Source organism: Sphingomonas changnyeongensis, from assembly GCF_009913435.1.
GTDB classification, from domain to species: Bacteria; Pseudomonadota; Alphaproteobacteria; order Sphingomonadales; family Sphingomonadaceae; genus Sphingomonas_B; species Sphingomonas_B changnyeongensis.
In genome coordinates this window covers 201588-214587 of sequence record NZ_CP047895.1, presented here as the reverse complement: position 1 = coordinate 214587, position 13000 = coordinate 201588, and the positions used below count along the sequence as shown (strand labels likewise).

12 protein-coding genes are annotated in these 13000 nt (G+C 69.9%); 8 read left to right on the top strand and 4 right to left on the bottom strand.

All coding sequences use genetic code 11. The features are described 5' to 3' along the window. Positions 1-237 precede the first annotated feature (237 nt). The gene (locus GVO57_RS01060) at positions 238-879 is read right to left on the bottom strand and encodes an N-acetylmuramoyl-L-alanine amidase family protein (RefSeq protein WP_233281420.1); all 642 of its coding nucleotides are present in this window, start codon (positions 877-879) and stop codon (positions 238-240) included. Then, positions 843-1430: a hypothetical protein gene (locus GVO57_RS14720; protein WP_233281419.1), complete on the bottom strand. Its 588-nt coding sequence runs from the start codon at positions 1428-1430 to the stop codon at positions 843-845. Before GVO57_RS14720 ends, GVO57_RS01060 begins: the two co-directional genes overlap by 37 nt. A 172-nt stretch (positions 1431-1602) precedes the next feature. Between GVO57_RS14720 and GVO57_RS01055 the strand changes: the two genes are divergently transcribed. From GVO57_RS01055 to GVO57_RS01045, 3 genes are all read left to right on the top strand, one after another. Beyond that, complete coding sequence (locus GVO57_RS01055) at positions 1603-4332, top strand: Rne/Rng family ribonuclease (protein WP_160591124.1); 2730 nt, start codon at positions 1603-1605, stop codon at positions 4330-4332. A gap of 97 nt (positions 4333-4429) precedes the next feature. Continuing rightward, positions 4430-5791, top strand: coding sequence for a M48 family metalloprotease (locus GVO57_RS01050; RefSeq protein WP_201752667.1), 1362 nt, complete (start codon positions 4430-4432; stop codon positions 5789-5791). After that, on the top strand, positions 5791-6519 hold the full coding sequence (locus GVO57_RS01045) for a DsbA family protein (protein WP_160591122.1): 729 nt from the start codon (positions 5791-5793) through the stop codon (positions 6517-6519). Before GVO57_RS01050 ends, GVO57_RS01045 begins: the two co-directional genes overlap by 1 nt. A gap of 99 nt (positions 6520-6618) precedes the next feature. Here the strand turns inward: GVO57_RS01045 and GVO57_RS01040 are convergent, their stop codons facing one another. Beyond that, positions 6619-7299, bottom strand: coding sequence for an RlmE family RNA methyltransferase (locus GVO57_RS01040; protein WP_160591120.1), 681 nt, complete (start codon positions 7297-7299; stop codon positions 6619-6621). Then, entirely contained in the window at positions 7296-8318 is a 1023-nt protein-coding gene (locus tag GVO57_RS01035; protein WP_233281590.1) for a Ppx/GppA phosphatase family protein, read from the bottom strand. The genes GVO57_RS01040 and GVO57_RS01035 overlap by 4 nt, the downstream gene beginning before the upstream one ends. A 285-nt stretch (positions 8319-8603) precedes the next feature. Between GVO57_RS01035 and GVO57_RS01030 the strand changes: the two genes are divergently transcribed. The 5 genes from GVO57_RS01030 to GVO57_RS01010 all read left to right on the top strand — a co-directional run bounded on the left by GVO57_RS01030 (position 8604) and on the right by GVO57_RS01010 (position 12998). Further along, complete coding sequence (locus tag GVO57_RS01030; protein ID WP_160591116.1) at positions 8604-9182, top strand: outer membrane protein; 579 nt, start codon at positions 8604-8606, stop codon at positions 9180-9182. A 173-nt stretch (positions 9183-9355) separates the two neighbouring features. After that, on the top strand, positions 9356-9976 hold the full coding sequence (locus GVO57_RS01025) for a porin family protein (protein ID WP_160591114.1): 621 nt from the start codon (positions 9356-9358) through the stop codon (positions 9974-9976). A 174-nt stretch (positions 9977-10150) separates the two neighbouring features. After that, complete coding sequence (dnaN, locus tag GVO57_RS01020; protein WP_160591112.1) at positions 10151-11260, top strand: DNA polymerase III subunit beta; 1110 nt, start codon at positions 10151-10153, stop codon at positions 11258-11260. A 67-nt stretch (positions 11261-11327) separates the two neighbouring features. Then, complete coding sequence (recF, locus tag GVO57_RS01015) at positions 11328-12422, top strand: DNA replication/repair protein RecF (RefSeq protein WP_160591110.1); 1095 nt, start codon at positions 11328-11330, stop codon at positions 12420-12422. A gap of 96 nt (positions 12423-12518) precedes the next feature. Next, a complete protein-coding gene (locus GVO57_RS01010) occupies positions 12519-12998 on the top strand; it encodes a glycine zipper 2TM domain-containing protein (protein ID WP_233281418.1) in 480 nt (159 codons plus the stop codon). Positions 12999-13000: the final 2 nt, after the last annotated feature.

Here is a 13000-nt window from a genome sequence, read left to right as displayed (position 1 = left end):
TCGGTCGGGGAGTGGGGTGTTTGTGGTGCGGCGGCAGGTTGTTTGTGGATTGGGAAGAACGGCACCGGGTGTTGTTTGTTGGGAAGAACGGCACCGGCCCGCGCGTGTTTGTTCGTGTCGCGGCACCGGCCCGCTCCCCCACCCGGCCACCCATATGATACTGCCGTTGGGTGGCCGGGTGGGGGAGCGGGCCGGTGCCGCCCCCGCGCCGCGAGGCGCGGCACAGACGCGCCTCCCCTAACGCCGGGCGGCCTTGCGCGCGAAATGCGCATCGATGGCGCGGGCGATCGCGTCGGCGATGCGCCGCTGGCCGTCGGGCGCGCCGATAAAGGCGAGGTCGGTGGCGTTGGTGATATAGCCCGCCTCGAGCAGCACCGAGGGCATGTCGGGCGCCTTCAGCACCATCAGCGAGGCGGTGCGCAGATGATCGGGGCGGAACGGCACGCTCGCCTCGGCCTCGCGGTGCAGCAGCCGGGCAAAGGCGAGGGCATCGGCGCGCGTCTCGCGCTGCGCGAGGTCGATCAGGATCGAGGCCACATCGTCGCGCGCCGCGCCCAGATCGATCCCGCGCACAATGTCGGCGCGGTTCTCGCTCCGCGCCAGTGCCGCGGCCTCGGCATCGGAGGCGGTCTCCGACAGCGTGTAGATGGTCGCCCCATGCGCCGCGTCCCCTGCCGGCGCGGCATCGGCGTGCAGCGAGACGAACAGCCTGGCCCCGAGCGCGCGGCCAATCTCGATCCGCTCGCGCAGGCTCAGATAGCGGTCGGTGTCGCGGGTCAGCGCCACCCGCGCCCGCCCGCCCGCCAGGATGCGCGCGCGCACCGTGCGGGCAAGGGCCAGCGTCAGATCCTTTTCGCGCGCCGCGCCGCCCTGCGCCACCGCGCCCGGATCATGGCCGCCATGGCCGGGATCGAGGATGACGAGCGGCCGGTCGGCGGGGCCGTCGACGGCGGGCAGGGGGCGGCGGGCGGCGGCGGATCGAGGCGCAGCGTGAGCGTGCCCGGCGTCTGCGCGGCGGCGATCAGCGCCAGCCGGACGGCGGCCGCGATGCCCGCCGCCAGAATGGCTGCCGCCGCCGCCTGCCAGATCCTGTCGCGCACCTGCCCCGCCATCTGCGCCCGTGCCCGGCGGTCCGCGCCCGCCGGTCCATGCCCGTTGATCCTGTCCGCCGACAGCATGGCCGGCAGGATTTTGCAATGGCGATGGGCAGTTGCAGCCATGGCAACTTGCTCCATGTTGCAAGCAATGCTAGCAGTCATGACAGTCGCGCCGTATTGCGCGGCCTTTACCGGCTTACCGGCGGGCAGGTTTTTGCCATCCGCCCGGTGCCGACCGAACAGGTTGATGTTGCAATGGGGCATGTTTTCCGCGTTTCGCATCGTCCGGCAGGTGCCGGCGGTTGCGCGACGCAGGACGATGACCGCGGCCAAGGCCCGCGGCATGCCCGTGCAGCGGAAGCGCTTATTTTCGTATCACCATTGCCGGCGGCTGCGGACCATGGGTTCCGCGCGTCGCCCGCCTGCTATCGCGCCGGCGCCCGGATCGGCTGCTTGACCGCCGACGGCCGCGCCCGCGCCCGGAGACCAGTGAATGACCATGCGCATGTTGATCGACGCGCGCCACCGGGAAGAAACCCGCGTGGCCGTCGTCAAAGGCAACCGTATCGAGGAATTTGATTTCGAATCGGCCGAGCGGAAGCAGCTCAAGGGGAATATCTATCTCGCCAAGGTGACGCGGGTCGAACCGTCTCTCCAGGCCGCGTTTGTCGATTATGGCGGCAATCGCCACGGCTTCCTCGCCTTTTCCGAAATCCATCCCGATTATTACCAGATCCCCAAGGAAGACCGCGAAGCGCTGCTGCGCGAAGAGGCGGAGCATGCCGCCGAGGAAGCGGCGCTGCAGAATGCCGAGGATGATGACGATGGCGCGCACGATGGCGCGCACGATGCCGAGGGCGACGGCGCGCATGGCGATGACGGCGAGGAGCGTCCGCGCGCCGAGGCGCTGAACGGCGGCGGCGGGTCCGACGATGCGGTTGAATCGCTGCGCGAGCGGCGGATGCGGCTGCGCCGCCGCTACAAGATCCAGGACGTGATCCGCCGCCGCCAGGTGCTGCTGGTTCAGGTCGTCAAGGAAGAACGCGGCAACAAGGGCGCGGCGCTTACCACCTATCTGTCGCTTGCCGGCCGCTACTGCGTGCTGATGCCCAACACCGCCCAGGGCGGCGGGATCAGCCGCAAGATCTCGAACGCTGCCGACCGCAAGCGGCTGAAGTCGATCATGTCGGAACTGACGCTGCCCAAGACCATGGGCTGCATCGTCCGCACCGCCGGCCTGTCGCGCACCAAGACCGAGATCAAGCGCGATTTCGACTATCTGGCGCGGCTGTGGGACGAGATCCGCGAGACGACGCTGAGCGCGTCCGCCCCGGCGCTGATCTATGGCGACAGCGACCTGATCAAGCGCGCGATCCGCGACATCTACAACCGCGACATCGAGGAAGTGATCGTGGAGGGCGAGGACGGCTATCGCGCCGCCAAGTCGTTCATGAAGCTGCTGATGCCGAGCCATGCGCGGCGCGTGCAGCCTTATTCCGATCCGGTGCCGCTGTTCCAGCGCTTCGGCGTCGAGGACCAGCTGTCGCAGATGTACCAGCCGGTCGTGCAGCTGAAATCGGGCGGCTATCTGGTCATCAACCCGACCGAGGCGCTGGTGTCGATCGACATCAACTCCGGCCGCTCGACGCGCGAGCACGGGATCGAGCAGACGGCGGTCGCCACCAACCTTGAGGCCGCGCACGAGATTGCGCGCCAGCTTCGCCTGCGCGACATGGCCGGGCTGGTCGTCATCGACTTTATCGACATGGAGAATGGCTCCAACGTCCGTAAGGTTGAAAAGGCGATGAAGGCGGCGCTCGCCAATGACCGGGCGCGCATCCAGGTCGGCCGCATTTCGGGCTTCGGCCTGATGGAAATGAGCCGCCAGCGGCTGCGCACCGGCGTGCTCGAAGCCTCGACGCGGCCCTGTCCGCACTGCGAAGGCACGGGCTTTGTCCGCACCGCCTCGTCGGCCGGCCTGTCGGCGCTGCGTCTGCTCGAGGACGAAGCGGCGCGCGGGCGCGGTTCGCTGCTGCTGCTGCGCGCCAGCCAGGAAGCGGCGCTCTATGTCCTCAATCACAAGCGCGCCGAACTGGCGGAGATCGAGGAACGTTACGGCGTGCGCATCGAGGTTGCCCAGTCGGGCGAGGTCGAGGGCGCGCGCATGACCGTGGAGTCGAGCGGCCCGCCGCCCGCCCATGCGCCGCGTTTCGATCCGCCGCAGATCGCGTTCGACGATGACGATCCCGAGATCGACGAGATCGAGGACGAAGAGGACGAGGAAGAGGAAGCCGCCGAGGCCGGTGCGCGGGGCGAATCCGGTGCGCGCGGCGACGGCGAAAGCCGGGATGGCGCGCGTGACGAACGTGGCGAGGGCGGTGCCCGCCGCCGCCGCCGCCGTCGTCGTGGCCGTCGCGGCCGGGACGGGGCTGATGGCAGCGAGGCCGGGGCCGAGCGCACCAGCCATGGCGAAGATGCCGACGCCGATGACGCCGCGCAGGATGAGGCCGATGCCGTCGAGGACGGCGAGGCGGCTGCCCGCCGCACCGACGAGGCCGGTGGTGAGGATGGCGAAGGCCGTCGCGGCCGGCGTGGCCGGCGTGGCCGTCGCGGCGGACGCCGTCGGCGTCAGGGCGATGAGGCGCAGGCCGGGGCCGAGGCCGGGGATGTGGGCGAGAGCGGTGACATTGCTGTCGCCGAAACCGCGACAGCCGATGTCGAGGCCGCAGCGGCGCCCGCCGCCGAGGACGCCCCGGCTGCCGAGGCCGCCGCACCCGCCCGGGCGCGCCGCACCCGTCGCCGCAAGGCCGATGCGCCGGTCGCTGCCGATGCGGCCACGGTCGAGCCCGCCGAGCCTGAGGCCGCCGAACCGGTGACCGCCGAGGCCGCTCCGGCCAAGCCGAAGCGCAGCCGCCGCAAAAAGGCGGATGCGCCGGTCGACGCCGAAGCCGCGCCCGTGGCCGATGCGCCGCCGGCCGAGGCCGGCGAGGCGACCGATGCCGCCCCGGCCAAGCCGCGCCGCACGCGCCGCCGCAAGGCCGACGCCCCGGCTGCCGAGGCACCGGATGCGGTCGCCGTCGCTGCCGAACCGGTGGCGGAACCCGCCCCGGCCAAGGTCGTGGCCGAGGATGCCGCCGCGCCGGCGACCGCCGAGGCCGAAGCCGCCGGGAACGCCGCCGACTCTGCTCCGCCGCGCAAGGGCTGGTGGCAGCGGACGATCACCGGCCGCTTCTGATGCGTTTCGCCCCGGAGATCCTGTCGGTTCTCCGGGGCGGACCCATTGCCGCTGTTCTTCATCGCCGGTTCAGTTCGATGGGCAGAAGGGCACGGCCATGCCCGCAGCGCTGACCCGTCTGTTCCGCCTCGTCCTCGCGCTGATGCTGTCGGTTGCGGTGATGGCGCGCCCGGCGCTTGCCCAGTCGATCGTGCGCGACGCCGAGACCGAGGCGCTGATGCTCGACATGTCGCGCGATCTGATCATCGCCGCCGGGCTGCAGCCGCGCAACGTGCAGATCGTGATGATCCTTGACGGCAGTATCAACGCCTTCGTCGCGGGCGGCCAGATCGTCTATATGCATTCCGGGCTGATCACCTCGGCCGACAATGCCAATCAGGTGCAGGGCGTGATCGCCCATGAAATCGGCCATATCGAGGGCGGCCATGTCGTCCGGTTTTCCGAAGGTGCAAAGGCGGCGACGGGCATCATGCTGCTGTCGCTGCTGCTGGGCGCGGCGGCGATCGCGGCCGGGGCCGGGGAGGCCGGGGCGGGCATTTTTGCCGCCGGTCAGCAGGCGGCGATGGGCAAGTTCCTCGCCTTCACCCGCACGCAGGAATCAAGCGCCGATGCGGCGGCCGCGCGCTATCTGAATGCCGCCGGGGTCAGCGGGCGCGGGCTGATCGATTTCTTCAAAAAGTTGCAGAATCAGGAATATCGGCTCGGCATCCAGGCGACCGACAGCTATGATCGCACCCATCCGCTCAGCCGCGAGCGCGTGACGGTGCTGACCGATGTGCTCAAGGGCGCGCCGGCGTGGGACAAGCCGACCGATCCGGCGATCGAGGCGCGGTTCCAGCGCATCAAGGCCAAGCTCAAGGGCTATGCGCTCGATCCTCCCCAGGTGCTGCGCGAATATCCGGAAACCGATCGCAGCATTCCGGCCCGCTATGCCCGCGCCTATGCCTGGCATCGTAGCGCCTATCCCGAACAGGCGCTGGCCGAGATCGACGCGCTGCTCGCCACCGCGCCGCACGACCCCTATTTCCTTGAGCTGAAGGGGCAGGTGCTGCTCGAATCCGGCCGCCCGCGCGAGGCGCTGCCCGCACTGCGCGAGGCCGTGCAGCTGACCCAGTTCAACCCGCTGATCGCATCGATGTTCGGCCATGCGCTGGTCGCGACCGAGGATGACGGCAACCATCCCGAGGCCGAACGGGTGCTGCGCGCAGCGCTCGCCAAGGACAAGGACAATCCCTTTGCCTGGTATCAGCTGGGCGTCATCTACGGCCAGCGCGGCGATGTCGCGCGCGCCGCGCTCGCCAGCGCCGAACGCTTCAACCTTGAAGGCCAGCCGCGCCTGGCGCTCATGAGCGCGCGCACCGCGCTGGCAGGGATTCCGCAGGGCTCGCCCGACTATCTGCGCGCGCAGGACATTGAAATGGTGGCGCGCACCGCCGCCGAACAGGAGAAACGCCGCTGATGAGCCGCTGGCCGCTTTATGCCGGGATCGCCCTTGCCTCGTCCGCGGTGACGGCAGTCGCCACCAGCCTCATCCTGCCCGCGCAGGGCGGCGAGGCGGTGCGCGATTATCTGCTCGCCCATCCCGAGGTGATCCCCGAGGCGATGGACCGGCTGCGCGCCAAGGAGGCGGCGGGGCGGATCGCCGGCAATCGCCGCGCGCTGGAGGCGCCGTTTGCAGGTGCATGGATCGGGGCGGAAAAGCCCGATGTCACGCTCGTCCAGTTCTTCGACTATGCCTGTGGTTTCTGCCGCGCCAGCCTGCCCGACATCCAGCGGCTGGTGCGCGAGGATGCAAAGCTGCGCATCGTGTTCCGCGAACTGCCGATCCTCAGCCCGGGCAGCGAGGCGGGCGCGCGCGCCAGCCTCGCGGCGGCGGTGCGCGGCCGCTATGTCCGCTTTCACGACGCGCTCTATGCCGCCGGCCGGCCGGACAGCGGGACGATCGCGGCGGCGGCGGGCGCGGCGGGCCTTGATGCCGCCGATCTCACCCGCGTCGGCGCGACGTCAGCGGTGACGGCCGAGCTGTCGCGCAACATCGAACTGGCGCGGGCGCTGGGCGTGACCGGCACCCCGGCCTGGGTGATCGGCGACCAGACGCTGTCCGGCGCGGTCGGCTATGCCGCGCTCAAGAAAGCGGTCGCCGATGCGCGCGCCGCCCGCGCCGGATCGGCGTCAAAGCCGGGCTAGAGCGATTTCCAGTCAGGTGGGATCACCTGACGGTTCGGAAAACGCGGCAAACCAACAAATCAGAGCGGTTGATCTGGCGCAGCCGGATCGAAAACCGCTCTAGTCGCCGGACTGCGGCGCGTCCTCGGCCCGGCCCTTGAAGCCCTGGGCGATCACATACCATTCCGATGATTCCTTGCGGCTGGCCGGGGGCTTGGCGTGCTTGACGGTCGTGAACTGCTGTTTGAGCAGCGCGACCAGATCATTGTCGGCCCCGCCCGCCAGCACCTTGGCGATGAAACCGCCGCCGGGGCGCAGCGTCTCGATCGCGAACCAGGCGGCGGCCTCGACAAGCGCCATTGTCCGCAGGTGATCGGTCTGGGCATGGCCGACCGTGTTTGCTGCCATGTCCGACATGACAAGGTCCGCCTGGCCGCCCAGCGCCTCGCGCAGCCGCTCCGGCGCGTCTTCGGCGGTGAAATCCATCTGGAACAGCGTGACGCCGTCGATCGGGTCGGTCGGCAGCAGATCGATGCCGACCACGGTCGCGCCCGGCACGCGCTTGCGCGCCACCTGCGCCCAGCCGCCCGGTGCCACACCCAGATCGACGATCCGCCGCGCGCCTTTGAGCAGGCCGAATTTCTCGTCCAGCTCCAGCAGCTTATAGGCCGCACGGCTGCGATAGCCCTCGGCCTTGGCGCGGCGCACATAGGGATCGTTGAGCTGCCTCTCCAGCCAGCGCGTCGACGCGGCGGTGCGGTTGCGCGCGGTCCTGACCCGCTGGCGGCCGCCGCCCCTCATGCCAGATGCCCGTCGCGCGCCATCAGGCTGCGCAAAATGCCCTCGCGGATCCCGCGATCCGCAACCCCCAGCCGTTCGGCCGGGAAGATGTCGAGGATCGCCTCCAGGATCGCGCAGCCGGCGACGACAAGATCGGCCCGTTCGGTGCCGATGCACGGCAGGGCGATGCGTTCTTCATAGGACATATGGGCAAGCATCCGGGACACCGCGCGCATCGCGGCGGCGGGCACGACCAGCCCGTCCACGGCGCTGCGGTCATAGCTGGGCAGGCCGAGATGGACGCTGGCAAGCGTCGTCACCGTGCCGCTGGTGCCGAGCAGCCTGAGGCCGCCTGCCGCATCGCCGGGCAGGCGCGCGGCAAAGCCGGCGAAACTGTCCGCCACCCGCGCGCGCATCCGGCGATAGCTGTCGGCCCGGTCGATCGCGCAGCTGAGGTCGACCGGCTCGACCTCGGTCAGCGACACCACGCCCCAGGGCGCTGAATACCAGTCGAGGGTGCGCGGCGCCGGGCCGCTGGTGTCGATCAGCACCAGCTCGGTCGATCCGCCGCCAATGTCGAAGATCAGCGCCGGGCCGTCGCCCGCCTCCAGCAGCACATGGCAGCCCATCACCGCCAGCCGCGCTTCTTCTTCGGCCGAGATGATGTCGATCGCGATCCCGGTTTCGCGCCGGACGCGCTCGATAAAGGCCGGGCCGTTTTCGGCGCGGCGGCAGGCCTCGGTCGCGACTGAGCGTGCCAGATGCACATGCCGCCGGCGGAGCTTGTCAGAGCAGATGCGCAGCGCCGCGACCGCCCGGTCCATCGCCGCATCGCTCAGCCGCCCGCTCGTCGCCAGTCCCTCGCCCAGCCGGACGATGCGCGAAAACGCATCGACGATCACGAACCCGTCGGCAGCGGGGCGGGCGATGAGCAGCCGGCAATTGTTGGTGCCAAGGTCGAGCGCGCCATAGACGCGGCGCTGCGGGGCGAAGATCGCCGGTGCAGTGGGCGCCGATCGGGCCCGGGGCGCGGGCCGCATCGGCAGCGGCGAAGACTTGGCCATGCTGCCGTCAAATCCGTCATTCTCCGGCCCGGGACAAACCCGCCGGTGCTTGGGCGCAATCCTATCCCGCGCGCGGCGGGACGGCAAGCGGGGCGGGCATGACCCGGCATGTTGCAGAAATGCCACGCTCTGTGATTGTAATGTGACGTTCATCTGCCGTTGTGCGCCGTTCAGGCGGGGCCGCGCATTGAGGCCGGGCCGCGGCGCCGGATCGCTCCCCCGACAGTCCGGCCGCGGCGATGACATGAGTGGAGTTTGATCATGAAGAAGTTTCTCACCGCCCTTGCCTTTGCTGCTGCCACGGCGACCCCGGCCATGGCGCAGGACAGCGCCGCCTTTGTCGGCCCGCGCGTCGAAGGTCTGGTCGGCTATGACCGTCTGCAGGGCGCCGGCGGCGGCCGTGACGGCCTGGCCTATGGCATCGGTGCCGGTTATGACTTCAAGGTCGGCCGTGCGATCCTGGGCTTCGAGGCCGAATATGCCGACAGCAACACCGATGGCTGCGAAGCCGGCTTCATCATCGCGACCGACCGCATCTGCGCCAGCGCGCGCCGCGACCTTTATGTCGGCGGCCGGGCCGGTGTCGCCGTCGCCCCGTCGACGCTGCTCTATGCCAAGGCCGGCTATACCAATGCCCGGGTCGGTCTCGACTACACCAACCCGGTGACGCCGGCGGCGAATTTCAGCCTCAGCGACAATCTGGACGGTGTGCGCGTCGGCGCGGGTGTCGAGCAGAAGCTCGGCTCCAACCTCTATGCCAAGGCCGAATACCGCTATTCCAACTATGAAGGCGGGTTCGAGCGCCATCAGGTGCTCGCTGGCCTCGGCGTCCGCTTCTGAGGGCGGCGTTCAGCCGAAACGCATGGTCCGGCATGACCGGACTGTGGAAAACCGGGGTCGGAGCGCTTGCTCCGGCCCCTTTTTGTGTTCACGCAGCGCGCTGCGTCGGTTCCTCTCAGGCGGCGGCGCGCATTGAGGCCGGGCTGCGGCGATGACATGAGTGGAGTTTGATCATGAAGAAGTTTCTCACCGCCGTTGCCGTTGCCATTATCACGGCGACCCCGGCCATGGCGCAGGAACGCGCCGCCTTTGTCGGCCCGCGCGTCGAAGCTCTGGTCGGTTACGACCGGCTGATCGGTCCTCGCACACGGGCGACGATCGGTCCCCTTACGGTGCTGGAAGCCAGCGTTGGCCAGGACGGCCTCGCCTATGGCATCGGTGCCGGTTATGATTTCAGGGTCGGCCGTGTGATCCTTGGTCTTGAGGCTGAATATGCCGACAGCAACATCGATGGCTGCGAAGCCGGCTTCATCAGCACGACCGACCGCATGTGCGCCAGCGCGCGCCGCGACCTGTATGTTGGTGGCCGGGCCGGCGTCGCCGTCGCCGCGTCGACGCTCCTCTACGTCAAGGCCGGCTATACCAATGCCCGGGTCGCCCTAGATTACACTGAGCCAGCATTCCCGGTGGCGAATTTCCGCCGCACCGACAATAGGGACGGCGTGCGCGTGGGCGTAGGCGTCGAGCAGAAGCTTGGCTCCAACCTCTATGCCAAGGCCGAATACCGCTATTCCGATTATGAAGGCTGGGACGAGCGCCATCAGGTGCTCGCTGGCCTCGGCGTCCGCTTCTGAGGGCGGCGTTCAGCTGAAACGCATGGTCCGGCATGACCGGACTGTGGAAAACCGGGGTCGGAGCGCTTGCTCCGGCCCCTTTTTCTGTTCATGAAGCGCGATGCGCCGGTGCCCCTCGGGCGGCGGCGCGTCTGGGTCGATCAAGTGGGGCCGGCAGGGCCAAGGGACGGGTTCATGAAAGCGACGATCGAACGTGCGACGCTCTTGCGGGGCCTCGCCCATGTTCAATCGGTGGTCGAGCGCCGCAACACGATTCCGATCCTGTCCAACGTGCTGATCGAGGCCGGGGCGGGCGGGCTCAGGCTGATGGCGACCGATCTTGATCTGCAGATCGTCGAGACGATCGAGGCGGCGGTCGACCAGGGCGGGGCGACCACGGTGCCCGCGCACACGCTGTTCGACATCGTCCGCAAGCTGCCCGAGGGCGCGCAGGTCGAACTGTCGGCGGCCGAGGGCAAGATGGCGATCCATGCCGGGCGCGCGCGCTTCAACCTGTCGACGCTGCCGCGCGACGATTTCCCGATCATTGCCGAAGGCGAGCTGCCGACCCGGTTCGAGCTGCCGGCTGCCGCGCTGCGCCAGATCATCGACAAGACCCGGTTTGCGATCTCGACCGAAGAGACGCGCTATTATCTGAACGGCATTTTCCTGCATGTCGCCGACGATCCGGTGCCGGTTTTGAAGGCTGCGGCCACCGACGGCCACCGGCTGGCGCGGGTGACGGTCGAGCGTCCGGCGGGGGCCGAGGGCATGCCCGATGTGATCGTGCCGCGCAAATGCGTCGCCGAGCTGCGCAAGCTGATCGACGAGGTCGACGGCCATGTCGGCGTGTCGCTGTCGGCAACCAAGATCCGTTTCGATCTGGGCGGCGCGGTGCTGACGTCGAAGCTGATCGACGGCACCTTCCCCGATTATTCGCGCGTCATCCCGACCGGCAATGACAAGATGCTGAAGCTTGATCCCAAAAGCTTCATGGACGGGGTCGACCGCGTGTCGACCATCGCCAGCGACAAGACCCGCGCGGTCAAGATGGCGCTGGAACGCGACCGGGTGATCCTGTCGGTGACCAGCCCGGAAAACGGCACCGCAGCCGAGGAAGTGCCCGGCGACTATTCGGCCCAGCCGTTCGAGATCGGCTTCAACGCCCGCTATCTGATGGACATTCTCCACCAGATCGACGGCGACATGGTCGAGGTGCATCTGGCCGATGCCGCCGCGCCGACGCTGATCCGCGAGCATGACCGGTCCGAGGCGCTTTACGTCCTGATGCCGATGCGCGTCTGACGGGGCGGCGGGCTCGCCCCCGCCCGCCCGGTTCCCGCGCGCCGGCAAAGCCCGTAAGGGACGGGCGATGCTCACCCGGCTCGAACTGACCGATTTCCGCTCTTACGGTGCCGCCGCGATGGTGCCGGGGCCGGGGCTTGTCGTGCTGACCGGCGACAATGGCGCGGGCAAGACCAACATCCTCGAAGCGGTGTCGATGCTGGCACCGGGGCGCGGGCTGCGCGGTGCACCGCTTGGGCACATGGCGCGCAGCGGCGGCGCGGGCGGCTTTGCGGTGTCGGCCAGCCTTGCCGCGCCGGACGGGGTCGAGGTGCGGCTGGGCACCGGCACCGCCGCATCCGCGCCCGAACGCCGGCTGGTCAGGATCAACGGCGCATCGGCCGCCGCCGCCGCACTTGCCGAATGGCTGGCGGTGCTGTGGATCACCCCGGCGATGGACCGGCTGTTCGTCGATGCGGCAAGCGGTCGCCGCCGCTTTCTCGACCGGCTGGTGCTGGCGCTCGAGCCGGGCCATGCCGTCCATGCCAGCCGCTATGAAGCCGCGATGCGGGAGCGCAACCGGCTGCTGGCGGGCGATGGTCCTGTCGATCCCGCCTGGCTGGCCGGCATCGAGACGCAGATGGCAGAGGCCGGCCATGCGCTCGCCACGGCGCGGGCGCGCACGGTGGCGGCGCTGGCAGACCAGCTGGCCGCGCCGGGGGCGGCCGATGATCCGCTGCCGCGCGCCGCAGTGGCGCTTGGCGGCTGGATGCCCCCGGACGATCCCGCGCTGTTCCGCACGGCGCTGGCGCGGGGCCGGGCGCGCGATGCCGCCGCCGGGCGCGCGACCGAAGGCCCGCACCGCCAGGATCTGGATGTCGTCCATGCGCTGAAGGCACAGCCGGCGGCGCGCTGTTCGACCGGCGAGCAGAAGGCGCTGCTGCTGGCGCTGGTGCTTGCCCATGCCGATCTGGTCGCCGTGCGCGCCGGGCGGCGGCCGGTGCTGCTGCTCGACGAGGTGGCGGCGCATCTCGATCCGCGCCGCCGCGCGGCGCTGTTCGCGCGGCTGGCGGCGGCGGGCGGGCAGGTGTGGATGACCGGGACCGAGCAGGCGCTGTTCGCCGACGCGCCCCCCGGCACCGGCCATTTCAGTGTCGCGGGCGGCGGCATCACCGGCCCCTGACGCCGCGCAGCCACTAAGCCGCGCCTGTTGCCGGACGTTCAGCGATCCCCGCTTATGCTGCCGGTCTTCGCATCCGCATGAGGAGGAACAGGCAGGATGAGGATCACCCGCATGGCCGCGGCGCTGGCGTTGCTGGCCCCTTTGGCCGCCGCCCCCGCTCACGCCGCTGCCGCCGCGCAGCCGGTTCAGGCCGACAGCCGCTGGGCGACCGACGATTATGCCGAGATGGACGAGGCGCAGCGGCGCTGGGACGATGCCCAGGCCCGGTTCGAGCGCGAGCGCGACGCGCTGGAGCGCGAACGGCTGGCCTATGATCAGGCGCGCGCGCGGTTCGACCGCAACCGCGCGCGCAGCGCCGCTTATGACGGGCCGACCTGGGCCGGGCCGAATGGCGAGGTGCACTGCCGCCGGTCGGACGGGACCACCGGCACGATCATCGGCGGGGTGGCGGGCGCGCTGCTTGGCCGCGCGATCGATGGCGGGCGGCGCAGCGCCGTCGGCACGATCCTGGGCGGCGGGGCCGGTGCGCTTGCGGGGCGCTCGATCGAGCGCGGCCGCGACGCGCAGTGCCGCTGACG

Coding starts and splice junctions, on each gene's coding strand:
- GVO57_RS01055 (WP_160591124.1), top strand. CDS start 1,603: ATGTTGATCGACGCGCGCCACCGGGAAGAAACCCGCGTGGCCGTCGTC.
- GVO57_RS01050 (WP_201752667.1), top strand. CDS start 4,430: ATGCCCGCAGCGCTGACCCGTCTGTTCCGCCTCGTCCTCGCGCTGATG.
- GVO57_RS01045 (WP_160591122.1), top strand. CDS start 5,791: ATGAGCCGCTGGCCGCTTTATGCCGGGATCGCCCTTGCCTCGTCCGCG.
- GVO57_RS01040 (WP_160591120.1), bottom strand. CDS start 7,299: ATGAGGGGCGGCGGCCGCCAGCGGGTCAGGACCGCGCGCAACCGCACC.
- GVO57_RS01035 (WP_233281590.1), bottom strand. CDS start 8,318: ATGCGGCCCGCGCCCCGGGCCCGATCGGCGCCCACTGCACCGGCGATC.
- GVO57_RS01030 (WP_160591116.1), top strand. CDS start 8,604: ATGAAGAAGTTTCTCACCGCCCTTGCCTTTGCTGCTGCCACGGCGACC.
- GVO57_RS01025 (WP_160591114.1), top strand. CDS start 9,356: ATGAAGAAGTTTCTCACCGCCGTTGCCGTTGCCATTATCACGGCGACC.
- dnaN (WP_160591112.1), top strand. CDS start 10,151: ATGAAAGCGACGATCGAACGTGCGACGCTCTTGCGGGGCCTCGCCCAT.
- recF (WP_160591110.1), top strand. CDS start 11,328: ATGCTCACCCGGCTCGAACTGACCGATTTCCGCTCTTACGGTGCCGCC.
- GVO57_RS01010 (WP_233281418.1), top strand. CDS start 12,519: ATGAGGATCACCCGCATGGCCGCGGCGCTGGCGTTGCTGGCCCCTTTG.